Source organism: Streptomyces sp. NPDC032721, from assembly GCF_055579625.1.
This window is the reverse complement of the sequence record NZ_JBVIMX010000010.1, coordinates 241776-266341: the sequence shown is the minus strand read 5'-3', so window position 1 is coordinate 266341 and position 24566 is coordinate 241776. Positions and strand designations below refer to the sequence as shown.

The following is a 24566-nucleotide window of genomic DNA, read 5'->3' as shown; positions in this document are numbered from 1 at the left end:
GGAGACACCGGGTCCGCCCGTTCGGCGTCGGCCGGCCGGCAATTGCGGAGAGCGGGCCGGAAACCTGACAAATGTCATCTCTTCCTGTGTAGAAGGTCGTTCGGAGGTCGGAGAACCGGCCGGTGGGTGGCGTCGAGGATGGAAACACGCATTCCCATCCTGACGAAACGAGATCCGCCCATGCGCAATGTCCAGCAGAGCCCCCGCCCCGGCCGTCGGAGAGCGAGGCTGGCCGCCGTGGCGTCGGCAGCCCTGCTCTCGCTCGCGGTCGGCGCACTGCCGGCCGGTGCCGCCACCCCGTTACCGGCACCCGGCGCCGCCTTCGCGGCTCCCGCCACCTCCCGCCTCGACCCGAAGGCGCTGGACGCCTCCCTCCAGGCGTTCCACGAGGCGGGGATGTACGGGGCCGTTTCGGCGGTACGCGACGGCCGCGAGCGGTGGCGCGGAGCGGCGGGCGTCGCCGACATCGACACCGGACGGCAGATGCGCCCGCACTACGAGCACCGGATCGGCAGCATCACCAAGACCTTCACCTCGGTGGCAGTGCTCCAGCAGGTGGCCGCGGGCCGCATCCGCCTGGACGCCCCGATCGGCGACTACCTCCCCGAGTTGGTGCCCGGCGAGCGGGGCCGCAAGGTGACGGTGCGGATGCTGCTCAACCACACCAGCGGCATCGCGGACTACATACTCCCCGCCTTCCCCCTGCTGACCACGGACCCGGGCCGGGCCCTGGACGAAGGCCGGTTCCGCACGCTGGACCCCGAGGAGCTGGCCCGCCTCGGCCTGGCGGCCGCACCGCAGGCGCCGCGCGGCACGCACTCGTACTCGAACACCAACTACGTCCTCGCCGGGCTGCTGCTGAAGAAGGTCACCGGCCAGGACCCGGAGTCGTACATCACCAGGAACGTCATCCGGAAGGCCGGTCTGCGGCACACCTACTTCCCGCGCACCGCCCGCATTTCGGGACCGCACGCCAAGATGTACGAGTCCTTCTACGGGTACATCGAGCCCGCGCGCGACTACAGCGTCTACAACATGTCCTGGGCCACGACCGCCGGTGCGATGGTCTCCACGATGGACGACCTCAACGACTTCTACCGCCAGCTCCTGAGCGGGAAGCTGCTCGGCGCGGCACAACTGCGCGAGATGAAGCGGACGGTTCCCGCGTACGAGCCGGCGGAGGGGGAGGAGGTGCGGATGCGGTACGGCCTGGGGCTGTACACCGTCAAGATGCCCAGCGGCGGCTGGTACTGGGGCCACGACGGCGGCGTGTTCGGCGCGGGTACCTGGGCACTGTCCACGGAGGACGGGCGCCGCCAGTCGGCGATGGGCTACAACCTGATGAAGTACGAGCGGTTCGACGAGAACGGCAAACCGCTGCCGGACCCGATCGGCGCCGCGCTGGTCGCCCACATGGACGGCGCGCTGAGCGGCACCCCCGCCGCGCCCGGCGCCCGACGGACAGCCGAGGCACCGCCGGTACCGCACCGACTGGTCGCGCCCGAGCAGTTGCGGCGCTAGGGGCGGCGCGAGGGCCGCGCCGGGGAGGGGAGGCGGCGCGGCCTGCGGGTCAGAACTGGGAGTGGGCGAACCACTTTTTCAGCAGGTTCTCGTCCCCCGAGGTCGTGAACGCGTCCGCGTCGTGGCGCAGCCTGCCGTACACGAGCAGCAGGAGATCGGCGGCCTGCGCCTCGACCGTCGCGTCGGCCGTGGCGTCGGTGGTGGCTCCCGAGGAGCTCTGCTCATCGATGCCGAAGCCGTCGGGGCGCAGGCGTACCACCCATTCCGTACCGGTGTCCGTGGTACGGAAGCGGAGGGTCTCGCCGGTGCCCCGCAGCTGCGCGGTCCCGGGGGCGAAGGGCGCGGCGAAGGGGAGGTTGACCAGGAACTCGTCCACTCCGTCGGTGGCGAGCGCGGGGTCGATCACGGGCCGCTCGCCGAGGGCGAGTTCGGCGTCCGTACGGTGCACCAGGGTCTCGAAGAGCATCCGGCGCGCCCAGAACCTGGCGTGCCCGTCGGCGCCCCATACCCACATCGGCGCGTCCGGATCGATGGCGGCGAACGCCTCGGCGGCCTCGTCCGCGCTCCGGGCCAGCCAGTCCGGGTACTCCTCGGCGCGCTCCGGCAGCCGTAGCTCCACATCGCGGCTCGCGGGCGGGGACTGGCTGCCCCGGCGCAGCAGCGCGGCGAACCAGCGCTGCACGCTACCGGTGTGCCTGACCAGGTCGAGCAGGGTCCAGCCGGGACAGCCGGGCACTGGGGTCGTCAGGTCCGCGCTCCGGACGAGCGCGACGAAGGCGGCGGTCTCGGCGGCCACGGCCGCGCGATGGGCGGCGGGCGTCACGGCTGTGGGGGTGGAGGCGGGGGTGACGGCGGGGGCGGGGTGATCCATGCGGTTACGCCTTCTTGGTTTTGGTCTTGGTCTTGTACTCGTCCGTCGCGCAGCTCGCGGCAGGCGTGGTGAGGTCCGCGCCGTCCAGGGCTGCGGTCAGCGCGTCCAGCTTGGCGTGCAGCTCCCCGACCTCGCTCAGGGAGAGACCGGTGGAGGAGGCGATGGTGCGGGGCACGGCAAGCGCCCGCGCGCGCAGCGCGACTCCCTGCGGAGTGAGCCTGACGGTGACGGAGCGCTCGTCCTCGGGGCTGCGGCGGCGCTCCACGTGCCCCGCCGCCTCCAGGCGCTTGAGCAGGGGGGAGAGGGTGCCCGACTCCAGCCGCAGCCGCTCGCCGATCCGCTTGACCGGGAGTTCGTCGTCCTCCCAGAGCACCAGCATCACCAGGTACTGCGGGTAGGTCAGGTCGAGATCCTTCAGCACGGTGCGGTAGACGCCGTTCAGGGCGCGCGTGGCCGCGTGCAGCGAGAAGCAGATCTGGTGGTCGAGGCGGAGGAAGTCCTCCTCGCGCACCTCCCACACGGCCACCTCGTCCGCCCGTTCCTGTTCCTTCGCCCGGTTCGTCGTCATGGAAGCAGCGTACAGCGCGCGACTGAGTTGTGCCTGATTAAGTTGTGCACAACTCAATCGTGTGCTCTAGTGGTCGTAGGGAGACACCCGGATCGACAACGAACGACACAGAAGAGGGCTGGAACCATGGACGCGCTGTACACCGCTGTAGCCACCGCGAACGGCCGCGAGGGCCGTGCCGTCAGCTCCGACGGCCGGATCGACCTGCCGCTCGGCCTTCCCGCCGCTCTCGGCGGCGACGACCGGGGCACCAACCCCGAGCAGCTCTTCGCCGCCGGTTACGCCGCCTGTTTCGCGAGCGCGATGAGCTCCATCGCCCGCCAGGAGAAGCTCGACGTCGCGGACGTCTCGGTGACCGCCGAGGTCGGCATCGGCAAGGACACCGACGGTGGTTTCGGGCTCTCCGTAGTCATGCGGGTCGAGCTGCCCGAGCACCTGGAGGGCGAGGCGGGCCGCGCTCTCCTGGAGAAGACCCACGCGTACTGCCCCTACTCCAAGGCGACCCGGGGCAACATCCCCGTCGAGCTCGTCATCGAGTAGTTCCCTGAGTGGCTAATTGCCCTTGGCGTGAAAGCGCGCTTTCTTCTGGCGGTTGCCGCAGGTGTTCATGTCGCACCACTTGCGGGTGCGGCTCTGGCTGGTGTCGAAGAAGGCGGCCAGGCAGGTGGGCGAGGCGCACAGGGCCAGTCTTCCGTCTCGCTCACCCGTGATGACGCTGATCGCGTCGGCGGCGATCACGCCGAGGGCATCCTCCACACAGGTGGCCGAACCGAGCCGCCACTGCCGCCGGCCCTCGGGCGTCAGAACGGCGAAGGCCCGCCCCTGAGCGCTGCGGTCATTGATGACCTGGACGGCGGACGCGGGGAGCGCGGCCCGCGTCGCGGCCGCCGTCGCGGCGGCATGGATCGACTCCCGCAGTTCCCGGGCGAGTTCGAGCTGCGCGGCGGTGCAGGAGTCCACGGCGAGGCCGTTCACCGTCAGCCAGTCGACGAGTCGGTGCGGCACGGGAATGCGCTCCACGGCATCGCCATGACGCTCCGACAGGGTCCCGGTGAAGCTGGTGGCCAGGACGTTGCCGAGGCGGAAGTCGGGATACGGAGTACGCATGGAACCACCTTAGCCGGTTGCGGCATGGCTCGGAGGGCTGCTAGAACCGTCTTAGCCGGTTCGCGAGAGCTCGCGGCCGGTCCTACGACGGCCAGGAGGTCCCATGTCCCGTCCGACGAACGACGTACAAGCAGTTGTCCGAGCATTCGAAGCCCGCGCGACCGACGCCGACCTCGACGATCTGCGGGCGCGACTGGCCGGGGCGCGGCTGCCGGAGGCGGCCACCGTCCCTGGTGACGCGTCCGGCACCACGTCCGGTACCACGTCCGGTACCGCGTCCGGCGGCCGGCGGTGGGAGCAGGGCGTTCCGCTCGCCGACCTCGCCGACCTCGTGGACTACTGGCGTACGGAATACGACTGGCGGTCGTTCGAGGCGCGCCTCGAACGGATCGGCCAGTTCCGTACGACCATCGACGGCCTGGGAATCCACTTCCTGCACCGCAGGTCCGCGCGCGCGGACGCCACGCCGCTGATCGTGACGCACGGCTGGCCCGGCAGCGTCGCCGAATTCATCGACGTGGTGGACGAGTTGGCGGACCCGAAGGACGCGGACGCCCCGGCGTTCCACGTCGTGATCCCGTCGCTGCCGGGCTTCGGCCACAGCGACAAGCCGACCGTCACCGGGTGGGGAATCGAGAAGATCGCGGCCGCGTGGGTGGAGCTGATGGGCAGGCTCGGCTACGACAAGTTCCTCGCGCACGGCGGCGATTGGGGCGGAGTGATCACCACGGTGCTCGGCGGCCGGTTCCCTGAGCACGTTCTCGGCATCCACACGACGGTCGCGCAGGCACCGCCCGGGCTGACGACGGACGGGCTGACACCGGCCGAGCTCAAGTGGACCGAGGAGACCCACGACTTCTGGCACCACCGGGCGGCGTACGCGAAACAGCAGGCGACCCGGCCGCAGACCATCGGCTACTCGCTCGTCGACTCACCGGTCGGGCTGCTCGCCTGGATCCTGGACAAGTTCGCCGAGTGGTCGGACACCGAGGACAGCCCGTTCGAGACGATCTCCCGGGACCGGCTGCTCGACGACGTCACCCTGTACTGGCTGACGCGGACCGGCGCTTCATCGGCCCGCATCTACTACGAGAGCCACCTCTCGCTCGACCCGGAGCTCCGGGTGGACGTGCCGTCGGCCATCACGATGTATCCGCGCGACATCGAGAAGTCCCCGCGCGCCTGGGCACAGGAGCGGTACCGGCGGATCGTTCACTGGCGGGCGCCGGAGAGCGGGGGCCACTTCCCGTCGCTGGAGGTCCCCGAGTACTTCGTCAAGGACCTGCGGGAGGGCCTCGCGGCAGTACTGGCCGCGCATCGGTGAACGTGACGGCCCTCAGCGGCGCTTCAGCGGCCCTCAGCGGTGCCTCAACGGCGGCCGTGCAGGAAGAGGTGCGGCTCGGGCCCGGCATCCGGGTGCGCGGGGGTGAAGAGGAGGCTCTCCTCGTGGGTCACGGACAGCCCCGCCCCGCGCACGGTCGCGGCGAAGTCCGCTGCGGCGAAGCTGGTCACCCGTACGTCCTGACCCATGAAGACGCCCTGGACGTCCTCGACGTCCAGGGGCACGGTCGCCACCGCGAACCACCCGCCGGGGCGCAGGGCGCGAGCGAGCCGGCGCAGGAGCGCGGACTGCTCGGCGCGTGACATCTGGAGCAGTGCGAAGTAGACGCAGACCGCGTCGAACGAAGCCTCCTCCAGGGGCATTTCGCGGACGTCCGCGTGCCGGAACTCCGCCCCCGGCACCTGCTGCCGTGCGAGCTCGACCATGACGGGCGAGACGTCCACGCCCAGTACGTGGTGCCCGGCGACGGCCAGAGTGGCCGCGGTGGGCTTTCCCGTACCGCTGCCCACGTCGAGGACCCGGCTGCCGGGGTCCAGTTCCGCCAACAGGCGCTGGAGGGAGGCGTGATGAGCGGGGGACCCGCCGAAGGCACGCTCGTACGCGGGCCCGAGCGCGTCGAAAACGGACGCAGCCGGTTGCTGGGCGAGCCCCTCGTCCACGGTGATACGTCTCCTTGCCGTGCTCAACTGCCCTGAGTCCGAGCATCGTTCCATGAGCGCGGCCCCTCCACAACGGCGCCGCATTTCCGCGACACCTCTCGACGCCGGGACGATCACACGGTTCACTCACCCTGATATGCGCATGCCAAGCAGGGGACAGGGGACACAGTGAAGACGACGAAGGCACGGATCCGCAGGATCCCACTCGTACTCGGCAGCGCCGTCGCGCTGGTCGTCGGGGCTTCGGGCAGCGCCCACGCCGAGCCGCCGCAGGCCCTGCCCGCCAACGCCGACGCGCTGGAACGGACGTACCAGCCGGCCCTCGACTACGACACGGACGGCTGTTACGCGACCGCCGCCATCGGCCCCGACGGGACGACGAACGGCGGCCTGAAGCCCTCGGGAGCACTCAACGGCCAGTGCCGGGACGCCCGGGACCTCGACAACACCAACAGTTACGCACGCCAGAAGTGCAACAACGGCTGGTGCGCCGTCATGTACGGCCTGTACTTCGAGAAGGACCAGGCTGTGCCGGGCAGCGGGCTCGGGGGACACCGTCACGACTGGGAGCACATCGTCGTGTGGGTGCAGAACAACGAGGCGCGCTACGTCGCCACTTCGGCGCACGGCAACTTCGACGTCAACTCCCGCGACCGCATCCGCTGGGACGGCACACACCCCAAGATCGTCTACCACAAGGACGGCGCGAGCACCCACTGCTTCCGCCCCGCGAACGCCAACGACGAACCCCCGGAGAACCACGAGCACACCTGGCAGTTCCCCGCGCTCGTCGGCTGGCAGGGCTACCCCGCGGGCCTGCGCGACAAGCTCAGCCGAACGGACTTCGGCAGCGCCGTGTTCGGCCTCAAAGACGGAAACTTCGCGGCCCACCTGGCGAAGGCCAAGCCGTCCGGAATCCCCTTCGACCCGTACGCGTAGAAGCCCTACGGCTGGAAAGCAGGCCTCCGGGTCACGGTCACGCGCGTGCTACGTCACTCCTCACTGCTCGTCGATGACGGGCCAGGTATCCCGGACCAGGTCGAGGCGTCGGTACGCGTCGTCGAACCAGGCATCGACCAGGGGGACGGTGACCGTCACCGTCGTCAGGGACATGGAGAAGTCCTTGATCGTGACCTTGCACCGGTCGTCGTCCTCGTCCAGCTCGATGAACAGCCAAGGAGCGCTGTACCCGTCGCGCCAGGAAATGTCCTGGCCCGCGTCGAGCGAATCCAGGGCCTGCTGCCACTCGCGCAGGTCCTCGGGGAAGATCCAGGTGTCGAGGGTGCCGCGGACGAAGGGCGTATCGATCACGAACTCCCCGACCAGGAGACCGCCCCCGAAGGGACGCTCCCGCTCCTCCTTTCCGAGGATCCGGAGACTGACGGAATTGCCCCCTCCCTCCAGGCGGAACAGGTCGATCGGATTCTCAGCCATGACTGTTGCCCCTCCCACGTCGCGTCCCGGTCGGGTCGCGCACGCCGCCGAACCTAGTGGTCGGCACTGACACCGAGCCGTCGGAGCGCGTCCCCGGGATACGGGGTCCGCCTGCTCTCGAAGCGGAACTCGCGGTAGTAGTCCGTCATCACCGCGGCGACGGGAGCGTGGCGGGTGAGGAGTGCCGCGATCCGAGGCGGGATTCCCGTCGGAGGTTCCCCCCGGGCGACGGCGCGTACGAACGCGGTGCGCTCGTCACCTCCGTACCCGTACAGGGCTGTGACGAGCCACTGCACGAGGTGGGTGACGGTGTAGCAGCGGTCATAGGTGCGGTGTTCGGCGAAGAAGTCGGCCTCGTCCTTCGACAGGTCGAAGCGCGAGGAGAGCGCGAGGCCGTAGTCCGTGAAGAAGAGACGCTTGCCGTCGGTGAGGATGTTCTGGAAGTGGCCGTCGAGGTGGAGGAGTCCGCGGGAGTTCATGAAGGAGGTCCCGGCCTCAAGTTCCCGCGCCACCATGGCGCATGCCCGCTCGGCCGTCTCGTCGTCGGCGTTGACCTGGACGTCCAGCCAGTCGTGCAGGTTCTGCGGGATGTACTCCAGGAACAGCACAACGCTCGCCGAGGCGTCCCGCAGCGCCTCCAGCCGGTGACGCACCTGCGACGCGCCCCCGTAGTAGGCCACCACCTTTTCCACGTCGGCCAGTTCCCCGGGCAGCGCCTGCCCGGGGTGCGGCAGGACGCGCCAGTGGTACATCAGGGGGAAGCCCTCGTGGTCCTGCGCGAGCACCCAGTTCGTGGTCATGATGTGTACGGCCAGCTCCCGCCAGGCACCCCAGCCCGGTCCGCCGGGCACGCCGAGACCGGGATGGCAGAAGGCGGGCAGCCCGAAGAGGTTCGCCGTGGACCGGACGCTTGACGGCTGCCTCTCCAGATCGGTCAGCGGCAGCCGCTTGACGAAGACCGGGCTCCCGCCGACCTCCAGCAACGCCGAGGTCCCGCCGATGCCGGAGCCCAACGGCTCACCCGTATCCAGGAGGTCGAGCAGCTCGCGGTCACTGCACAGTGCCAGCGAGGTGGAGACGGTGCTGTACGCGGACAGGCGCGCACCACGCGACGCGTCAAAGCCTCCGACCGGAACCTCTTCCTCCACCAGTACCTCTTCCTCGCAGGGCGGCGGCCACAATGCCCTCAAGGGAATCACGCGGCACTTCGCCCCCGTTGACCAGCCGGTCGAAGACCAGCCCGTCGACGCACGTCAGCAGGGTGTGCGTACGGCTGTCGGCATCCGCCACGCCCTGACCCGCGAGGAAGAGCCGGACGGCCTCGCGGCCGGAGTTCTCGCGCGGTACGAGGATCTCGCGCAGCTCGGGGTCGCGCACGCTCTCCACGGCGCAGGCGTAACGGGCGAGCGAGCGGCGACGGCCCTCCCCGGTGAGCCGCTGCCGGGTGAGCAGCACCATGCCGTCCACCAACTCCTCGGCGGTGACCACGGGCGGGAGTTGCTCGGCGCTCGTCCGAAGTTCCTCCTGGTCGAGCTGGACGAGACGCGTGACGAGTGCGGTGAGCAGTGCGGCCCGGGTACGGAAGTACGCCGACGTGGTGCCGGTCGGCAGGGCCGCTCTGCGGTCGACCGCCCGGTGGGTCAGGCCGCGGATCCCTTCGTCGGCGAGTACGTCGAGAGCCGTGTCCGCGAGGAGGGTGCGTCGATCGGAAACCATGGTCCTTTTCTACACCTGTAGAGCCTCGGCTAGGGTGAGCTTCTACGGATGTAGAAGAAATGGGGGCTTCGGCATGGGCAGCACGGCAGTGGTGGTCGGAGGAGGCATCGGCGGACTTGCCGCCGCGATCGGCCTGCGCCGCATCGGCTGGGACGTGACGGTCGTCGAGCGCGCGTCGGTGCTCGACGACGCGGGAGCGGGCATCTCGCTGGCCGCCAACGGCCTGCGCGCACTGGACGAACTCGGCGTCGGCGCGGCGGTACGGGACGCCTCGCGCGGCCAGTACAGCGGCGGCACCCGCACACCGGCGGGCAGTTGGCTGTCCCGGATGGACGGCAGGGTGCTGGAGAAGGAGGTGGGCACGCCGATCATGGGCATCCCCCGCGCCACCCTGCACCGGCTGCTCCGCGAGGCCCTGCCCGAGGAGGCACTGCGGATCGGCTCCGAGGTCGGCCCGGTCCGGCAACTCGCGCCCGGAACCGTACGGGTCGGTTACGGAGACACGTTCCTGGACGCCGACCTGGTGGTGGCGGCCGACGGCATCGGCAGCCGGGTGCGCAGCCACCTCTTCCCCACCCACCCGGGCCCGGTCCACAGCGGCTCGACGGTGCTGCGCGCCATCACCGAGCAGGCGGTCGACCTGCGCACCGACTTCGAGCTGACCTGGGGCCGGGGAGCCGAGTTCGGACACATCGCCTTCCGCGACGGACGGGCCGAGTGGCACGCCGTCCTCAACCTGCCCGCCGGAACCCGGTTCGCCGACCCCCTGGCCGAACTCCGCCAACGGTTCCGTACCTGGCACGACCCGATCCCCGCGCTGCTCGACGCGACCCGGCCCGCCGCCGTACTGCACCACGACGTCAACGAACTCCGCACGCCGCTCCCCTCGTACACCGCCGGCCGCATCGCCCTGCTCGGCGACGCCGCACACGCGATGACCCCCCACCTGGGCCAGGGCGCCTGCCAGGCCCTGGAGGACGCGGTCACCCTGGCGGCGTCGCTCGCGACCGAACCCACCGTGGAAACCGCGCTCGCCCGCTACGACGCGGAACGCCGCCCGCGCAGCCAGTCGGTCGCCAGGGCCGCACACCAGGCCGGACGCATGGGCCAGCAACTCTCCCACCCGGCCGCCGTCGCCCTGCGCAACACGGCGATGCGGCTGACACCGTCCCGCACGTCAACGCGCATGATCCTCCGGCACCACGCCTGGGTCCCGCCGCAGCTGAACTGAGTCGGGCCCATCCCTGCGTGCCGCGGTCACTCCGCCTCCAGGCCCAACTCGGCCACCACGTACACCGGATCGGCCCTGCGGCCGTTGCGGAAGACCGATGCGCGCAGGTCCGTCGGATGTTCGGCGCCGAGTGCGCGTGCCGCGGCGATCACCTGCCGGGCCAGCGGGCCGGCTCCGAAGAAGGCGGGTGGCTCGCCCGCGTTCCAGGCCGCAGCGTCCTGGGTGAGCGGTTCGGGGGTCCAGCCGCTTTCGAAGAGTCGGCGTGCGCGCTCGGAGCCGGGATCGTCCCGGGTCGGCAGGTTCGCCGGGTCGAGGGCGTCGTCCGAGGCGTTGGTGGCGGCGGTGCCGTCGTACGACTTCATGACCTGGACCATGCCGGATCCCGGGCGGAGGAGCCCCACGCAGGCGTCGGCGGGCAGCGTGCACAGTGCCCAGTCGAGGCGGTCCGTCAGGTCGTCCCATCCGGTGGGCGGTCCGGATGCCCCGCGGCTGGTGGGCCGGTCGTCGAATTTCGGCAGGCCGTAGCCGGGGTCGACAGGGCCGTCGTACCCCCAGCTCCGTACCACGAGGTCCTTCTCGGGCAGTCGCAGTACGTCGCGGATGACGTTGACCACCGAGTGGCCGCGTTGGGTGCGCACTTCCTCGTCCGCGTACCAGCGCCACTGGAGGTCCCACGCTCCCTTGTCGGAGGAGCTGTAATGGACCTTGCGCCATCCCAGTTCGGCGAGGGCGCGTTCCTGGTCGTCGGTCAGGGCGGGACCGTCGGCGGGGAGGAACACGTCGGCCGATACGTAGTCCTCGCCGTGCCGGGTCAGGGTGACCGACGGTGAATCGCCGGGGGCGCCGATCCGCACCCGATTGCCGTCCGGCTCTTCCTCGCCGCCCAACAGGCCCGCGATGCAGGGGGTTTGGCGGCGGTGGCTCACTGGGCTGAGCAGGGCGTCCCAGAGTGTGGTCTCCATGGTTTCAGTGTGCCGACCCGGATCTCGGGCCGGGGCGGCGGGGTCGGTTCGTTCGGGGGCGTCCGCACCGGCCCGCCGCTCGGTGGGAGCGGAGGGCCGGTGCGGGCGTGGTGTGGTGGCCGGTGGTCAGTTGCCGAAGTAGGTGTCGAAGTTGCGGCTGAACTCCTGGTTGTTGAAGCGGTCCCAGTTGATCGACCAGGTCATCAGGCCGCGCAGCGAAGGCCAGGTGCCGTGGGTCCGGTAGCTGCCGCAGTTGGTCTTCTTCGTCAGGCAGTCCAGTGCCTTGTTGACCTCGGTGGGGGACACCCAGCCGTTGCCCGCCTGGGTGGAGGCGGGCATTCCGATGGCGACCTGCTCGGGGCGCAGCGGCGGGAAGACGTTGTTGGCGTCGCCCGCGACGGGGAAGCCGGTGAGCAGCATGTCGGTCATCGCGATGTGGAAGTCGGCGCCGCCCATGGAGTGGTACTGGTTGTCCAGGCCCATGATCGGGCCGGAGTTGTAGTCCTGGACGTGCAGCAGGGTCAGGTCGTCGCGCAGTGCGTGGATGACGGGGAGGTACGCGCCGGCGCGCGGGTCCTGGCCGCCCCACTTGCCCACCCCGTAGAACTGGTAGCCCAGCTGGACGAAGAAGGTCTCGGGCGCCATGGTCAGGACGAACCCGCTGCCGTACTTGGCCTTGAGGGTCTTGACCGCCGCGATGAGGTTGACCACGACCGGGGTCGTCGGGTTCTTGAAGTCGGTGTCGGCGGCGTCCAGGGAGAGGGAGTGGCCCTCGAAGTCGATGTCGAGTCCGTTCAGACCGTACTCGTCGATGATCTTCGATACGGAGGCGACGAAGGCGTCACGGGCGGCAGCGGTGGTGAGCCGGACCTGGCCGTTCTGCCCGCCGATGGAGATGAGCACCTTCTTGCCCTGCGCCTGCTTGGCCTTGACCGCCGCCTTGAACTCGGCCTCGGACTCGACGTTCGGGCACTCGGCGACGGGGCACAGCTTGAACCGGATGTCGCCGCTGGTCACCGAAGTGGGCTCGCCGAAGGCGAGGTTGATGACGTCCCAGGAGGCGGGGACGTCGGCCATCCTGGTGTAGCCGGATCCGTTGGCGAAGCTGGTGTGCAGATAGCCGATCAGCGCGTGGGCGGGGAGGCCGCCGCCCGGGTCGGGATCGCCGCCGCCCGGGGGAGTGGTGACGGTGACCGCGGCGGACTTGGCCGACTCGCCGTCCGCGTTGAGGGCGGCGACCTGGATGCTGTACGCGGTGGCAGGGGTGAGCCCGGTGAGGGTCGTCGAGGTGCCAGGGACCGTCGCGGCCTTGGTGCCGTTGCGGTAGACGGCGTACGAGGTGGCGCCGGTGGACGCGGACCAGCTGAGGGCGGCGGTGGTCGAGGTGACGGTGCCCGCGGTGAGGCCGACAGGCGGAGCGGGCGGCTGGGGCTGGGTGGTGTCGCCCGGGCCGAACAGGCTGAGGTCGTCGGCGTAGTAGGCCGGGGTGCCGTACCAGCCGTGGGTGTAGATGCTGACCTGGGTGGTGTTCGCACCGGTCTTGAAGGTGGTGCTCAGCTGCTTGAAGGCGTCGGCGGACTGGGTCCAGGTCGATACGTCGGTGGTTCCGGTGCCGCTCGCGCCGAGGTACACGTACGAGCCGCGCACCCAACCGCTGAGCGTGTAGGTCGAGTTGGGCTTGACCTTGACAGACTGCGAGCACTTCGCGTGGTCGCTGCCCGCCGGGGTCGCCTTCAGCGCGGAGGTGCCGGTGCGGACGGGGCTGGTGACCACGGCTCCGGCGGTGCAGCTCCACCCGGTGAGCCCGGCCTCGAAGCCGCCGTTGCGGGCGAGTTCGGCATCGGGGGCGGCCGCGGCATCGGCGGCGGCCGGGGCGACGGCGGTGAGGGCGGAGGCGGCGAGCGCGAGAACGGTGACCGCGAGGCTGACGGGAGAGGTGAGCCGGCGGCGGCGTCTGGGCGCGGGGGTTCGACTGGACGGGTCCACAACTGCCTCCGGAGCGGGGGGAGATGGAGGTAGGTTCGGGCGCTCAATTTGGTCCAGACCAATGGGGTTGTCAAGGCTCTGGTGCCGGGCGGTCCACGGGCCGGCCCGCGGACTCGGGTCAGCGGCGGTCCGTGGAGGGCTCCAGGGAGGGCTCCGTTGAGTGTTCCGGGGTGTGCTCGGCGAGCAGGGCGCGTACGGCGGAGGAGCAGCGTTCGCCCTGGCAGTGGCCCGCTTCGACGCGGGTGCGGCGGCGCAGGCCGCCGGGGGTGCGGGCGGGGACGGTGGCGGTGAGGGCGTCGCGGACCTCGCCACGGGTGACGTTCTCGCAGGGGCAGATGATGTCGCCGTAGGCGGGATCGCGGGCGATGAGGCGGGGGTGCGGTCCGTGCGGTGGGAGCGCTCCGTGCGCTCCGTGCGCTCCGTGCGATCCATGCGGTCCGTGTGGCTCGGGGGTGAGGGGGAGCCCGTCGGCTGCGAGGAGTTCGGCGACGTGGGCGGCGATGCCCAGGGAGGCGCTGAGGCCGGTGGACCGGATGCCGCCGACGGTGACGTACCGCAGGCCGGGGTGGGAGCGGATGCGGAAGTCGTCGTGCCCGGTCGCGGCGCGCAGCCCTGCGTACGAGGTGATGACCTTTGTGGCGAGGAGGCCTGGCATCAGGCGACGGCCGTGCTCCAGGAGGTGGGCGATGCCCTCGGGGGTGGTGTGGTTCGCGGTCTTGGCGTCGGGGCCCGTGAGGTCCTCGGCGGTCGGGCCGAGGAGGACGTTGCCGAAGACGGTGGGGGTGATGAGCACGCCCTTGCCGAGGGCGGTGGGTACGGGAAGCAGGATGTGCCGGACCAGAGCCCTGGACTCCTTGGCGAAGACGAGGAGTTGGCCCCGGCGAGGGGTGACGGTGAAGTCGTCGATGCCCAGGAGGCGGTCGACGGTGTCGGCGTGGAGACCGGCGGCGTTGACGAGGCGGCGGGTGCGCAGGGGGCCGCGAGTGGTGTGGAGGAGGTGGCCCTCGGCGGTGGAAGTGATGCGCTCGACACGGGTGTTGAGGCGGAGGTCGACCCCGGCGCGGACGGCTTCGGTGGCGTAGGCGAGGGGTGTGGTGAAGGGACAGATGATGCTCTCACCGGGCACTTCGAGCGCCCCCAGGGCGCCGGGCCCGAGGTGGGGTTCGCGGGCGTAGAGCTCGGCGGGGGTGAGGGGGCGGGTGTCGTGGGTGCCGTTGCGTACGGCTTTGTCGGCGAGGGCGGGGAGCGCGGCGAGCTGCTCCTCGGTCCAGGCGACGAGGAGCGCGCCGACGGGCTCGACGGGGATGCCGGATTGCCGGGCGTAGGCGAGGAGACGGCGGTACCCGTCCCGGACCAGCCGGGATTCGAGGGTGCCGGGGGTGGTGTCGAAGCCGGTGTGGAGGATGGCGGTGTTGGCTTTGGAGGTGCCGTTGCCGACGTCGTCGGAGGCGTCGAGGAGGGCGATGCGGAGGGGTGGGTGGTCGGGGTCGGCGTGGGTGGTGAGGTGGCGGGCGATGGCTGTGCCGACGACGCCGGCGCCGATGATGGTGAGGTCGTAGGGGGTGGGCATACGGGGTGTCTCCTTCGGAGGGCGGGGGCGGGGGCGGGGGCGGGGGCTTGTGGTGTGTGGTGCGGGTCGTGGGTGGCGAGGGTTCCGCTGCGCGGGGCAGTCCCCTCCCCGCCCCTTCCCTAAAGCGCTGGCCGCGCGGCTGGGGGCGGGTTGCGGTTGGGCCACCTCGCGTGCCCCGGGCCGAGCGAGGCTTGCGGTGGAATGGTGTGGACGTGTGGTGGGTGGTCGCGTGGTTCCTCGTGTGAGCGGCGGGACTGGTGCTTGGGCCTGGTCGGTGCTTGAGGAGGTGCGGACACGGTTGGCGCGGGACCCCGGTGGTGGCGGTGGCAGCCCCGCGCCCCGCAGGGCAAGCCCTGCCGGGCACGCGCAGTCTGCCTCGCAGCCGGCAGGGTTTGCCCGGGGTCCCGCAGGGCTGGCCCTGCGATTCCCCGGAGCCTGCTCCGCGGGACCCAGGGTTTGCCCCGTGCCCCGCAGGGTCTGTCCCGTGCCCCGTGCCCCGTGTCCCGTGTCCCGTGTCCCGCAGAGTCTGTTCCGTGGCCCGCAGGGTGCGCCCCGGGGCTGGCAGGGTCCGCACCGTGCTCCGCAGGGTTGGTCCGTCCTCCACAAGCGATGCTCCGTGCCCCGCATGGTCTGCTCCGTGCCCCGCAGGGCTTGGCCCGTGGCCCGCCAGGGTCTGTCCCGAGCCCCGCAGGCTTTGCCCCGTGGCCCGCAGAGTTTGGCCCGGGGCTGGCAGGGTCCGCCTGTGGCCCGCATGGTCTGCCCCGTGCTCCGCAGGGTTGGCCCGTCCCCCGCAAGCGTTGCTCCGTGCCCCGCAAGGTCTGTCTCGTGGTCCGCAGGGTGCGCCCCGGGGCCGGCGGGGTCCGCCCCGTGGCCCGCGTGGTCTGCTCTGTGCCCCGCGGGGTTCGCCCCGTGCCCCCCATGGTCTGCCCCATCCTCCGCATGGTTTGGCCCGTGCCTCGCGAGGTCTGCTCCGTGCCCCCAAGGTCTGCCCCGAGCCCTGCAGGGTCTGCTCCGTGCCCCCCAAGGTCTGCCCCGAGCCCCGCAGGGTTTAGGGAAGGGGTGGGGAGGGGCTGTCCACAGCTGCCCGGAAGGCCGCTCGTCGGTTTTCTGCCTCGTCCGGCGAGATGCGTGGTTCGTACACCGCCGACGGCCTCCCCTCCCGGGGCAATGCCTCCGGCAGCGGCGTGCCCAGGCCCAGGCGGGCTGCCGTGCCCACTCCTTGGGCCGTCGCGTCCGGTAGTTCCGCTACCACCACCGGGAGTTGGAGGAGATCCGCTTGTGTTTGCATCAGGGCCGCCGACTTCGTCAGGCCTCCGTCAACCTTCAACTCCGTTAGTGGGGTGGTTAGTTCTTCGTTTACGGCTGTGAGTAGCTCCGCCACCTGTGCCGCCAGGCCCTCGCACAGGGCCCTCACCAGGTGCCCCGCCGTCGTGTCCAGCCCCAGGCCGCTCAGCGTTCCGCGTGCGTCGCCGCGCCACCACGGTGCCGCCAGGCCCGCCAAGGCCGGTACGAAGGTGACGCCCCCGGCGTCGGGGACCTGTGCCGCGACCCGGTCCAGGTCGTGGGCGCCCGCGATCACGCCCAGGTCCGTGAGCCACCGCACCGCCGACGCCGCCGTGTAGACCTGGCCGTCCAGGCAGTAGTCGGTACGGTCACGGAGCCGCCAGGCCACGCAGCCGACGAGACCGTTCGTCGGGCGTATGGGGGCGCGGCCCGCCTGGGCGAGGAGGAACGCCCCCGTTCCGTAGGTGCACTTGGCGGTCCCGGGTGTCAGCGCGCGCTGGGCCAGCAGGGCCGCCTGCTGGTCCACCAGGAGTCCGGTGAGCGGGAGTTCACCGCCGAAGGCCGTCGTCGTGCCGACCTGGTGGTCCGAGCCGACGACCTCCGGCAGCGGCTCGTCGCGCAGGCCGTGGATGGCGAGTGCCTTCGGCGACCACTCCGTGGTTTCCAGGTCGAGCAACTGGGTGCGGCCCGCCGTCGCGGCGTCCGTGACGAAGGCGCCGGTGAGGCGGTGGACCAGCCAGGAGTCGCTGGTGGTCACAACGCCTGCCCGCGTGAGGTGGCGGCGTACCCACGCCATCTTGGGGGCGGCGAAGTAGGGGTCCACGGGGAGTCCGGTGAGGGCCTTCAAGTCGGCCTCGTGCACGGCCAGTTCGGCGCACAGGTCGGCGGCTCGGCGGTCCTGCCAGACGATTGCCTCCGTGAGCGGCGCCCCCGTGTCCGGGTCCCACGCCAGGACCGTCTCGCCCTGGTTGGCCAGTCCCACGGCCACGACCGGCTCGCCCGCCGCCGCCAGGGCCTCGCGGCCGGCCGCCACCACCGACGCGTACAGCTCCTCCGGCGACACCTCCACCCGCCCGCCGGGCAGATGGCGCGGGTTCACCGGAGCCCGGCCACTCCCGATCACGCCGCGTTCGGGACAGATCACGAGCGCCTTCGTCGCGGACGTGCCCTGGTCCACGGCCAGTACCGCCCCGTTCGTCCTCGCGACCATCCCCGCGCCCCCTCGCCCGCCGACCTGCCCGAAGTCCGGCCAAAGCCTCCGCCAGCCGCACCGCCGCCGTCAAGCGAATCCGGACGCGGGCGTTCCCGCATCCCCCGTACGGCTGGACCGGAATTCAGATCCATGGTCAACTACACGGCGGCACAAGGGAGTTACCCATGGTGCTCATGTGGACGCATGCATGGGGTGCCGCCGCCTCCCCCCACCTCCGTACCGGCGACCGCACCAGAGGACCAGCGACGATGTCCAGCGACGACTTCCTTCCGGTGTACCACCCCGCAGGGCACGACGCCGAACTCCGCGCCGTCGTGCAGGAGTTACGGGCAGGCAGATGGCTCGCGATGCGGAACTTGTGCAACGGGACCACGACTTGGTCGGCGTGGACCCGGCGCACCCAGGTACTGGCGACCGTCGCGGCCGGCACCGACACCGTCCGCGCCTGGCGGGCCGAGGAACCGCACAGCGCGGCGGCCACCGCGATGCACGCCCGGGTCGCGGTGGAGCGGGCCACCCGCGCGCACCGGGAACGCCACCCGCAGACCTCCGCGCTGTGGCACGAGGCGTGGGAGGCCTGCCGGATCTACGCCGAGCAGGCCCCCGACGACCCGGTGCCGTGGGTCTGCCTGCTGGCCCTGTCCCCGCTCGACCGGGGCCAGCGGATGCCCGAACACCGGCTGCCGCCACCGGGGCCGATGCTCTTCCCCGGACCGTGGGCACTCCTCGGGGAAGTCGCCAAGCGGGATCCCGACAACCGGGAGGCCCACCAGCGAATGCTCCAGTTCGTGTACGCGCGCAGCCCGCACGGCGCGTTGCCGGAAGCCGTCAACTACGCCCGCTGGGCCGCCTCTTCGGCGCCGCCCGGCTCCCCGGTGCACACCCTGCCGCTGTACGTAAGGGCCGAGCGCTACCGGCGCGAACGCGGGCAGGAGCGGGCGCTCGACCTGCACTGGGTGACGGACGACGCGATCCGCGACGGGCGGGCGGCGCTGCACGACTGGTTCGACCATGTGGACCGGGCCCGCCCCGGCGGCCGGGCCGACCCCGCTGACCCCGCCGACCACTCCGACTCCTCCTTGCTCGACCTGAGCCATCTCGCCCACGCCCTGTGGGGCGCCCACCAATTCACCGACGCCGCGCGGGTGTTCAGGGCGCTGGGGCCCTACTACGCGCCGGTGCCGTGGACGTACCGCATCCGTGACGACCACGGCGACACCGTCCAGGGGGCCGAGGAGCTCTTCCTCCGGGCCCGCTCGCGCTCCCTCGACGGGGACAACCCGCATCACGCGTAAATCACCCGCAGCAGACCTCACGCCACTTCACGCAACCTCACGCAGAAGGAAGACCCATGTCCATACCCGCGCCGTCATTCAAGAAGGGCGGCCGCTCGAATCCGCCCGTGCAGCAGGACGAGGAGGCCCGGCTGCGCGAACTGGGCTACCAGCCGGTGCTGGCACGCCGGATGGGCGGCTTCGGCAACTTCGCCATCAGCTTCTCGGTCATCTCGGTCCTCTCCGGCTGTATGACGCTGTACGGGTTCGGCCTGGGCACCGGCGGCCCCGCCGTGATGATGTGGGGCTGGATCGGCGTCGGTCTTTTCGTACTGACGGTGGGCCTGGCACTGGCCGAGGTGACCAGTGCGTACCCCACCTCGGGAGCGCTCTACTACATGGCCGACCGGCTCGGCGGCCGCAAGTGGGGCTGGTACACGGGGTGGTTGAACCTGCTGGGCCTGCTCGGCGCGATCGCGGGCATCGACTACGGCGCGGCGCTCTTCACCGGAGCCTTCCTCAACCTGCGCTTCGGTTTCGAGCCGACGCCCGGCTCCACCATGCTCATCTTCATGTGCATCCTCCTGCTGCACGCGGTGCTGAACCTGTTCGGCGTGCGGCTGGTCAGCGTGCTCAACTCGATCAGCGTCTGGTGGCACCTGGGGGGCGTGACGGTGATCGTCGGCGCGCTGGCGATCGTCCCGGACAAACACCAGTCGACGGAGTTCGTCTTCACCGAGTTCGTCAACGACACGGGCATCGACAGCCCGATCTACGTGGCGGCCATCGGCCTGCTGCTCGCCCAGTACACCTTCTCCGGCTACGACGCCTCCGCGCACCTCTCGGAGGAGACCTCGAACGCTTCGGTGGCGGCCTCGCGCGGCATCGTCCGCGCCATCTGGGTGTCCTGGCTGGCGGGCTTCGCGCTGCTGGCCGGGCTGACCTTCGCCATCCAGGACTACGCGGGCACCGTGGGCAGCGAGACCGGGGTGCCGCCGGCGCAGATCCTGCTCGACGCGCTGGGCTCGGGCGGCGCGACGGCGCTGCTGCTCGTGGTGATCGTGGCGCAGCTCTTCTGCGGCAACGCGGAGGTCGCGGCGGCCAGCCGGATGGTGTTCGCGTTCAGCCGCGACAACGCGCTGCCGGGCTCGAAGCTGTGGCGCCGCGTCAGCAGCCGCACCCAGACCCCGGTGCCCGCGGTGTGGCTGTCGGTGGGCTTCGCCTGCCTGCTCGCCGTACCGTCGCTGTACTCGGCCACCGCGTACGGCGCGGTCACCGCGATCAACGTCATCGGCATCACCCCGGCCTACGCCATCCCGATCTTCCTGCGGCTGCGTGCGGGCGACCGGTTCCAGCGGGGGCCCTGGCACCTCGGCCGCTGGAGCAAGCCGATCGGCTGGATCGCCGTGTCGTGGGTGGCCGTGGTGACGGTGCTCTTCCTGCTGCCGCAGAAGGCGCCCGTCAACTGGGAGTCGATGAACTACGCGGCGATCGCGCTGGCCGTGGTGCTGATCCTGGCGACGGCGTGGTGGTACGCGGCCCGCAAGACGTACGGCACGCCGTCGGAGGCCGCGTACGGGACCAAGCGGGAGCGGGAGGAGATCGCGGAGGGCATCGTCTGACCGGGTGCGCCACCTCCGATGGGCCATCGACCTCGCGATGAAGTGCCCGCGCCCCGAGTGCTTCGCCTCCGCCTCCGCCTCCGCCGCCGACCGGGACCGGTTCGTGGCGGAGGCGGTGGGCTGGTGAGGGGCGGGTCAGTGAGGGGGGCCGGTGAGGGGCAGGCTGGCGAGGGGCGGTTCGAATTCCGCGCCGTCCGGACACGCACCTCAAAGTGCGTGATTGATCAGCGGGGCCCGGTGACGGATGCTGATCGAGCCGCACCGGGGGCCACTTCGCCCCACGTCACGGTGCCGCGGATTCCGCCCTCACCGACCCCGCCGATGAAGAAGGCATCGGCAACGCGCGTTCCGCCAGGTGCTCCTGGCCCCAATCGCCCAGAAGGCGCAACAGTTCGTTGAGACGGTGGCCCTTCGGGGTCAGTGAGTACTCGACGCGCGGCGGCAGTTCGTCGTACACCTCGCGGTGCACGATGCCGTCCGCCTCCAGTTCGCGGAGCTGCTGGGTCAGCACCTTCTCGGTGATCCCGGTGACCAGCCGCCGCGTCTCACGGAACCGACGCGGGCGCTCGGCGAGCACCCACATCACGAACGCCTTCCACTTCCCCCCGAAGACGGCGACCGCCGCGCTCGTCCCGCACTCCAGCGGATCGACGACGCGAGGTCCGGCGATCTCAGGCGCGCCCGCACGCACTTCCAGCGATACCGATACGGAGCCACTCATGCCCACGCCCTCGTCCACACCCACGCCCACACCCACGTCTGCACCCACGTCCTCATCCCCTTCCCCGACGCCCGTCACCGTCCTCGGGCTCGGCCCGATGGGCCAGACCCTGGCGGGGGCCTTCCTCGCCGCGGGCCACCCCACCACCGTATGGAACCGTACCCCGGGCCGAGGCTCCGACCTGGTCCAACTCGGTGCCGTGGAGGCCGAGTCGGCCGCTGCCGCGATCGGGGCGAGCCCGCTCGTGGTGGTCTGCGTACTCGACTACGACGCGGTGCACGCGGTACTGGAACCACACGCCGACGCCCTCAAGGGCCGCACCCTGGTCAACCTCACCGCCGACACCCCCGCCCGCGCCCGGGCCACCGCCGCGTGGGCGGCCGAGCACGGGATCACCTACCTCGACGGCGCGATCATGGTGCCGACGCACCTCATCGGCAGCGAGTCCGCGCTCGTCCTGCACAGCGGCCCCGCCGACGCGTACGAGGAACACCGGGCCACGCTCGCGGCGGTCGGCGGCCGTTCCGTACACCTGGGTGAGGACCCGGGGCGGGCGGCGGCGTTCGACGTGGCGCTCCTCGACGTGTTCTGGACGGGGATGACGGGCATCGTGCACGCCTTCACGCTGGCCACCGCGGAGGGCGTCGCCGCCCGCGACCTGGCCCCCTTCGCCAAGGGGATCGCGGAACTCCTGCCGTACTACGTCGACTCCTTCGCCGGACAGATCGACACCGGCACCCATCCCCCGGAGGGCTCCAACCTCCGCTCGGCGGCGGCCATCATGGCGCACGTACGGGAGGCCTCGACGGCCCGCGGAATCGATGCCTCGGTGATCACGGCGGCGCACGAAGTCGCCCTGCGAGGAATGGAGGCAGGGTTCGCGGAGGACTCGTACTCGTCGGTGGTGAAGGTCAACCGGGGCTGAGCACATCACGGGTCCGGCCGAGCGGAGGGGTCAGCGGACCGGACCCGTACCCGGAGCGGAAATCCCTTTCACCGTAAGCCCGTTGTGGACGCAGGATAGTGCGCATGACTCTGGCCGCACCCACGCTGCGCACCGCTCGCCTGCGCCTCCGTCCCTTCGCCGACACCGATGCGGACCCCCTCTTCGCGCTGCACACCAGCACCCGGGTGATGCGCTACTGGGACTCCCCGGCGTGGACCGAACGGGCCCGCGCCGAACGCTTCCTCGCGGTGTGCCGGAGACTGTCGGACGAAGGCACGGGGACGCGCCTGGCCATCGAGCGGGCCTCCGACGGAGCGTTCGTGGGCTGGTGCGCCCTGACCGACTGGGATCCGGACTACCGCAGCGCGTCGTTGGGCTACTGCCTCGGCGACGCGATGTGGGGCCACGGCTACGCGACGGAAGCCGCGCAGGCGTTGCTGGAGTGGGCGTTCGCCACACTGGACCTGAACCGGGTCCAGTCCGAGACCGATACGCGCAACGTGGCGTCCGGCCGGGTCCTGGAGAAGATCGGCTTCGTGCGCGAGGGAACGCTGCGCGAGGACTGCATCGTGAACGGCGAGGTCTCGGACTCCTGGGTGTTCGGCTTGCTCAAACGCGAGTGGAAGCCGTCCCCCGCACCCATCCCGGCCGGCTGAGCGGAAGCAGGACCGGATCCCGGGCAGTGAGCTGAGCGAGCGGTCCGACGGCCCCAGTACGTCAGGCCGTGGCCGTGGCGGAACAGTGGGGCGCGGGTGTCGAAGGGGACGTCCTCGCAGCTGTGCTCGACCGCCTCCATTGAGGACGGCAGGTTGAGGAGGGCGTCATCCTCGGCGCCGAAGTCGCCGACCAACGCGTGCGCGATGCCCGCGAGTTCGGTGATGATGGCGAGGCGTTCCAAGTAGGGCAGGACCACGGTGCGGACGGCGGCCGCGACCGTACGGACGTGGCCGATGGCGGCGGCGGGGAAGCGCAGGTCATCGCCGTGGAACCACTCGTCGAGTGCGGCGCAGGACCAGTGAGCGGCGCTGGGCGTTTCGGCCGGACCCGCGCAGGGCGGGGGCGCCCACCGTTTCGGCTGCGGCGTCGGCATCGACGTAACGCCGCTCGAAGAGGTCGAGGCGGAACTTCTCGCGCAGCTGCCGCCGGGCCGAGGCGTCGATACGGGACAGGGCGTACGCCAGTCGCTCGGCGGGGGTGAGGGGCGGTCTCGCTGGAACCGCTCCGCTGAAACAGTTCCGCTGAAACAGCTCCGCAATCGATTCCGGAACTATTGCGGACCCAGCTCCGGGAGCTTCGGAGGCGCAAGGGTCGTCGGGCACCGAATCCTGAGCGCGGCGGGGCTCGGTCTTGCGGCACCGGCTCCCTCCCGGGGATGCTCCGTACGGCAAATCTATCGAACTATCCACGATCGTTCGTGGAGTGATAGTTTTAGTCCTCGCACCCCGCACCCTCGCACCCGACCAGAGGCGGCCTCCCCATGTGCCCGAAGACCCAGCCCCGACGGCGCGGGCTCCGTACCACCGTGTGGTCACTCGTCGCGGTACTGGTCGTGGCCGCCGGACTGGTCGGTCTGGTCCTGTGGCAGAACTCCTACGCCATGGACGAGCGGCGCGTCTCGATCCGCCACAACGGTCACACCCTCCAGGGCGTACTGACCACCCCCAGGGACGGCCGGAAGCAACACGGCCTGGTCGTGTACGTCCACGGCGACGGCCCCATCGACGCCACCCACGACGACGGGTACAAGCCCATGTGGGAGGCGAACGCCAAGGCCGGATACGCCTCCCTCTCCTGGGACAAGCCCGGCGTCGCGGGCGCACCCGGCAACTGGCTCAACCAGTCCATGGACGACCGTGCGGACGAGGTGGCCGCCGCCATCGCATGGGCCCGCGCCCGCCCGGACGTGGACGGCGACCGGATCGGACTCTGGGGCGCCAGCCAGGCGGGCTGGGTCATGCCGAAGGTCGCCGCCAGGACGCCCGTGAGCTTCGTCATCGCCGTCTCGCCCGCGATCAACTGGCTCCAGCAGGGCCGCTACAACCTCCTCGCCGAGCTGCGCGCCGACGGCGCGACACCGGCCCGTACCAAGGCGGAGGTCGCCAGGAGCGACAGCACCCGCCGGCTGCTGGGGCGCGGCGCGACCTTCGAGGAGTACGTCAGGGAAATGGACGGCGACGCGGGCGGCATGACCGCCGACCGCTGGGGCTTCATCGCCAAGAACCACACGGCGGACGCCACGCAGGACCTCCGCGCCCTGCGCGGCATACCGGTGCTGCTGGCCCTAGCGGGCCATGACACCAACGTGGACACCGCCGACACGGAACGCGTCTACCGTCAAGTACTGTCTCCTGAGGGCAAATTGACGGTCAATCAATATCCGGACGCGACCCATTCACTACTCAAGCAGTCCGTCGAACAGTCTGACCTCAAGCTCACGCTCACCGCCCTGTTCTCCCCCCGTTCCCTCTTCGCCGACGGATTCCTGGCCCACCAACGCCAGTTCCTCGACAACGCCACTCCCTGAAGGACTCGGACGCCC

The 24566-nt window shown here is 71.0% G+C and carries 23 protein-coding genes; 11 read left to right on the top strand and 12 right to left on the bottom strand.

Annotation, left to right across the window (positions count from 1 at the left end; translation table 11 throughout):
- The first annotated feature begins 180 nt into the window (after nucleotides 1-180).
- Complete coding sequence (locus tag ACZ5PB_RS22560) at nucleotides 181-1521, top strand: serine hydrolase domain-containing protein (protein WP_468693500.1); 1341 nt, start codon at nucleotides 181-183, stop codon at nucleotides 1519-1521.
- 49 nt (nucleotides 1522-1570) lie between these two features.
- Here the strand turns inward: ACZ5PB_RS22560 and ACZ5PB_RS22555 are convergent, their stop codons facing one another.
- Nucleotides 1571-2392 (bottom strand): maleylpyruvate isomerase family mycothiol-dependent enzyme, encoded by an 822-nt coding sequence (locus ACZ5PB_RS22555; RefSeq protein WP_468693499.1) that lies wholly within the window; start codon nucleotides 2390-2392, stop codon nucleotides 1571-1573.
- 4 nt (nucleotides 2393-2396) lie between these two features.
- The gene (locus ACZ5PB_RS22550) at nucleotides 2397-2960 is read right to left on the bottom strand and encodes a MarR family winged helix-turn-helix transcriptional regulator (RefSeq protein WP_468693498.1); all 564 of its coding nucleotides are present in this window, start codon (nucleotides 2958-2960) and stop codon (nucleotides 2397-2399) included.
- Nucleotides 2961-3086: 126 nt separating this feature from the next.
- Between ACZ5PB_RS22550 and ACZ5PB_RS22545 the strand changes: the two genes are divergently transcribed.
- A complete protein-coding gene (locus ACZ5PB_RS22545) occupies nucleotides 3087-3500 on the top strand; it encodes an organic hydroperoxide resistance protein (protein WP_468693497.1) in 414 nt (137 codons plus the stop codon).
- A gap of 12 nt (nucleotides 3501-3512) precedes the next feature.
- Here the strand turns inward: ACZ5PB_RS22545 and ACZ5PB_RS22540 are convergent, their stop codons facing one another.
- Entirely contained in the window at nucleotides 3513-4067 is a 555-nt protein-coding gene (locus tag ACZ5PB_RS22540) for a CGNR zinc finger domain-containing protein (RefSeq protein ID WP_468693496.1), read from the bottom strand.
- A 103-nt stretch (nucleotides 4068-4170) separates the two neighbouring features.
- On the opposite strand from ACZ5PB_RS22540, the gene ACZ5PB_RS22535 reads away from it, so the two are divergent.
- Nucleotides 4171-5391, top strand: coding sequence for an epoxide hydrolase family protein (locus tag ACZ5PB_RS22535; protein ID WP_468693495.1), 1221 nt, complete (start codon nucleotides 4171-4173; stop codon nucleotides 5389-5391).
- A 44-nt stretch (nucleotides 5392-5435) separates the two neighbouring features.
- Here the strand turns inward: ACZ5PB_RS22535 and ACZ5PB_RS22530 are convergent, their stop codons facing one another.
- Complete coding sequence (locus ACZ5PB_RS22530) at nucleotides 5436-6122, bottom strand: class I SAM-dependent methyltransferase (RefSeq protein ID WP_468693494.1); 687 nt, start codon at nucleotides 6120-6122, stop codon at nucleotides 5436-5438.
- Nucleotides 6123-6236: 114 nt separating this feature from the next.
- Here ACZ5PB_RS22530 and ACZ5PB_RS22525 point away from each other — a divergent pair, with 114 nt between their 5' ends.
- The gene (locus ACZ5PB_RS22525) at nucleotides 6237-7007 is read left to right on the top strand and encodes an NPP1 family protein (protein ID WP_468693493.1); all 771 of its coding nucleotides are present in this window, start codon (nucleotides 6237-6239) and stop codon (nucleotides 7005-7007) included.
- A gap of 60 nt (nucleotides 7008-7067) precedes the next feature.
- Here ACZ5PB_RS22525 and ACZ5PB_RS22520 read toward each other — a convergent pair whose 3' ends face one another.
- Genes ACZ5PB_RS22520 through ACZ5PB_RS22510 form a run of 3 tightly spaced genes read right to left on the bottom strand, consistent with a single transcriptional unit; the run spans nucleotide 7068 to nucleotide 9218 of the window.
- Complete coding sequence (locus ACZ5PB_RS22520) at nucleotides 7068-7502, bottom strand: DUF5959 family protein (RefSeq protein WP_468693492.1); 435 nt, start codon at nucleotides 7500-7502, stop codon at nucleotides 7068-7070.
- A gap of 53 nt (nucleotides 7503-7555) precedes the next feature.
- Nucleotides 7556-8650, bottom strand: a complete 1095-nt coding sequence (locus tag ACZ5PB_RS22515; RefSeq protein ID WP_468693491.1) for a protein kinase family protein — start codon at nucleotides 8648-8650, stop codon at nucleotides 7556-7558.
- Complete coding sequence (locus tag ACZ5PB_RS22510; protein WP_468693490.1) at nucleotides 8619-9218, bottom strand: TetR/AcrR family transcriptional regulator; 600 nt, start codon at nucleotides 9216-9218, stop codon at nucleotides 8619-8621. The genes ACZ5PB_RS22515 and ACZ5PB_RS22510 overlap by 32 nt, the downstream gene beginning before the upstream one ends.
- Nucleotides 9219-9291: 73 nt before the next feature.
- On the opposite strand from ACZ5PB_RS22510, the gene ACZ5PB_RS22505 reads away from it, so the two are divergent.
- Nucleotides 9292-10449, top strand: a complete 1158-nt coding sequence (locus tag ACZ5PB_RS22505) for an FAD-dependent monooxygenase (protein ID WP_468693489.1) — start codon at nucleotides 9292-9294, stop codon at nucleotides 10447-10449.
- 26 nt (nucleotides 10450-10475) lie between these two features.
- Here the strand turns inward: ACZ5PB_RS22505 and ACZ5PB_RS22500 are convergent, their stop codons facing one another.
- From ACZ5PB_RS22500 to ACZ5PB_RS22485, 4 genes are all read right to left on the bottom strand, one after another.
- Nucleotides 10476-11411 (bottom strand): TY-Chap domain-containing protein, encoded by a 936-nt coding sequence (locus tag ACZ5PB_RS22500; protein ID WP_468693488.1) that lies wholly within the window; start codon nucleotides 11409-11411, stop codon nucleotides 10476-10478.
- Nucleotides 11412-11537: 126 nt separating this feature from the next.
- Nucleotides 11538-13397: a chitinase gene (locus ACZ5PB_RS22495; RefSeq protein WP_468693487.1), complete on the bottom strand. Its 1860-nt coding sequence runs from the start codon at nucleotides 13395-13397 to the stop codon at nucleotides 11538-11540.
- Nucleotides 13398-13515: 118 nt separating this feature from the next.
- Entirely contained in the window at nucleotides 13516-14967 is a 1452-nt protein-coding gene (locus ACZ5PB_RS22490) for an FAD-dependent oxidoreductase (RefSeq protein ID WP_468693486.1), read from the bottom strand.
- Nucleotides 14968-16015: 1048 nt separating this feature from the next.
- The gene (locus ACZ5PB_RS22485) at nucleotides 16016-17461 is read right to left on the bottom strand and encodes an FGGY family carbohydrate kinase (protein WP_468693485.1); all 1446 of its coding nucleotides are present in this window, start codon (nucleotides 17459-17461) and stop codon (nucleotides 16016-16018) included.
- Nucleotides 17462-17712: 251 nt separating this feature from the next.
- Between ACZ5PB_RS22485 and ACZ5PB_RS22480 the strand changes: the two genes are divergently transcribed.
- From ACZ5PB_RS22480 to ACZ5PB_RS22470, 3 genes are read left to right on the top strand one after another with little or no spacing between them, the layout of a single operon-like run.
- On the top strand, nucleotides 17713-18759 hold the full coding sequence (locus ACZ5PB_RS22480; RefSeq protein WP_468693484.1) for a hypothetical protein: 1047 nt from the start codon (nucleotides 17713-17715) through the stop codon (nucleotides 18757-18759).
- Nucleotides 18760-18815: 56 nt separating this feature from the next.
- Entirely contained in the window at nucleotides 18816-20360 is a 1545-nt protein-coding gene (locus ACZ5PB_RS22475; protein WP_468693483.1) for an amino acid permease, read from the top strand.
- A gap of 4 nt (nucleotides 20361-20364) precedes the next feature.
- Entirely contained in the window at nucleotides 20365-20487 is a 123-nt protein-coding gene (locus tag ACZ5PB_RS22470) for a hypothetical protein (RefSeq protein ID WP_468693482.1), read from the top strand.
- A 156-nt stretch (nucleotides 20488-20643) separates the two neighbouring features.
- Here ACZ5PB_RS22470 and ACZ5PB_RS22465 read toward each other — a convergent pair whose 3' ends face one another.
- A complete protein-coding gene (locus ACZ5PB_RS22465) occupies nucleotides 20644-21081 on the bottom strand; it encodes a winged helix-turn-helix transcriptional regulator (RefSeq protein ID WP_468693481.1) in 438 nt (145 codons plus the stop codon).
- Here ACZ5PB_RS22465 and ACZ5PB_RS22460 point away from each other — a divergent pair.
- The 3 genes from ACZ5PB_RS22460 (at nucleotide 21080) to ACZ5PB_RS22450 (ending at nucleotide 24551) form a co-directional block, all read left to right on the top strand.
- The gene (locus ACZ5PB_RS22460; RefSeq protein ID WP_468693480.1) at nucleotides 21080-22006 is read left to right on the top strand and encodes an NAD(P)-dependent oxidoreductase; all 927 of its coding nucleotides are present in this window, start codon (nucleotides 21080-21082) and stop codon (nucleotides 22004-22006) included. The two genes, ACZ5PB_RS22465 and ACZ5PB_RS22460, sit on opposite strands and share 2 nt — an antisense overlap.
- 104 nt (nucleotides 22007-22110) lie before the next feature.
- Nucleotides 22111-22683: a GNAT family N-acetyltransferase gene (locus ACZ5PB_RS22455; RefSeq protein WP_468693479.1), complete on the top strand. Its 573-nt coding sequence runs from the start codon at nucleotides 22111-22113 to the stop codon at nucleotides 22681-22683.
- 821 nt (nucleotides 22684-23504) lie between these two features.
- Entirely contained in the window at nucleotides 23505-24551 is a 1047-nt protein-coding gene (locus ACZ5PB_RS22450) for an alpha/beta hydrolase family protein (protein WP_468693478.1), read from the top strand.
- Nucleotides 24552-24566 lie beyond the last annotated feature (15 nt).

Coding starts and splice junctions, on each gene's coding strand:
- ACZ5PB_RS22560 (WP_468693500.1), top strand. CDS start 181: ATGCGCAATGTCCAGCAGAGCCCCCGCCCCGGCCGTCGGAGAGCGAGG.
- ACZ5PB_RS22555 (WP_468693499.1), bottom strand. CDS start 2,392: ATGGATCACCCCGCCCCCGCCGTCACCCCCGCCTCCACCCCCACAGCC.
- ACZ5PB_RS22550 (WP_468693498.1), bottom strand. CDS start 2,960: ATGACGACGAACCGGGCGAAGGAACAGGAACGGGCGGACGAGGTGGCC.
- ACZ5PB_RS22545 (WP_468693497.1), top strand. CDS start 3,087: ATGGACGCGCTGTACACCGCTGTAGCCACCGCGAACGGCCGCGAGGGC.
- ACZ5PB_RS22540 (WP_468693496.1), bottom strand. CDS start 4,067: ATGCGTACTCCGTATCCCGACTTCCGCCTCGGCAACGTCCTGGCCACC.
- ACZ5PB_RS22535 (WP_468693495.1), top strand. CDS start 4,171: ATGTCCCGTCCGACGAACGACGTACAAGCAGTTGTCCGAGCATTCGAA.
- ACZ5PB_RS22530 (WP_468693494.1), bottom strand. CDS start 6,122: ATGGAACGATGCTCGGACTCAGGGCAGTTGAGCACGGCAAGGAGACGT.
- ACZ5PB_RS22520 (WP_468693492.1), bottom strand. CDS start 7,502: ATGGCTGAGAATCCGATCGACCTGTTCCGCCTGGAGGGAGGGGGCAAT.
- ACZ5PB_RS22510 (WP_468693490.1), bottom strand. CDS start 9,218: ATGGTTTCCGATCGACGCACCCTCCTCGCGGACACGGCTCTCGACGTA.
- ACZ5PB_RS22505 (WP_468693489.1), top strand. CDS start 9,292: ATGGGCAGCACGGCAGTGGTGGTCGGAGGAGGCATCGGCGGACTTGCC.
- ACZ5PB_RS22500 (WP_468693488.1), bottom strand. CDS start 11,411: ATGGAGACCACACTCTGGGACGCCCTGCTCAGCCCAGTGAGCCACCGC.
- ACZ5PB_RS22490 (WP_468693486.1), bottom strand. CDS start 14,967: ATGCCCACCCCCTACGACCTCACCATCATCGGCGCCGGCGTCGTCGGC.
- ACZ5PB_RS22485 (WP_468693485.1), bottom strand. CDS start 17,461: ATGGTCGCGAGGACGAACGGGGCGGTACTGGCCGTGGACCAGGGCACG.
- ACZ5PB_RS22480 (WP_468693484.1), top strand. CDS start 17,713: ATGTCCAGCGACGACTTCCTTCCGGTGTACCACCCCGCAGGGCACGAC.
- ACZ5PB_RS22475 (WP_468693483.1), top strand. CDS start 18,816: ATGTCCATACCCGCGCCGTCATTCAAGAAGGGCGGCCGCTCGAATCCG.
- ACZ5PB_RS22460 (WP_468693480.1), top strand. CDS start 21,080: ATGCCCACGCCCTCGTCCACACCCACGCCCACACCCACGTCTGCACCC.
- ACZ5PB_RS22465 (WP_468693481.1), bottom strand. CDS start 21,081: ATGAGTGGCTCCGTATCGGTATCGCTGGAAGTGCGTGCGGGCGCGCCT.
- ACZ5PB_RS22455 (WP_468693479.1), top strand. CDS start 22,111: ATGACTCTGGCCGCACCCACGCTGCGCACCGCTCGCCTGCGCCTCCGT.
- ACZ5PB_RS22450 (WP_468693478.1), top strand. CDS start 23,505: ATGTGCCCGAAGACCCAGCCCCGACGGCGCGGGCTCCGTACCACCGTG.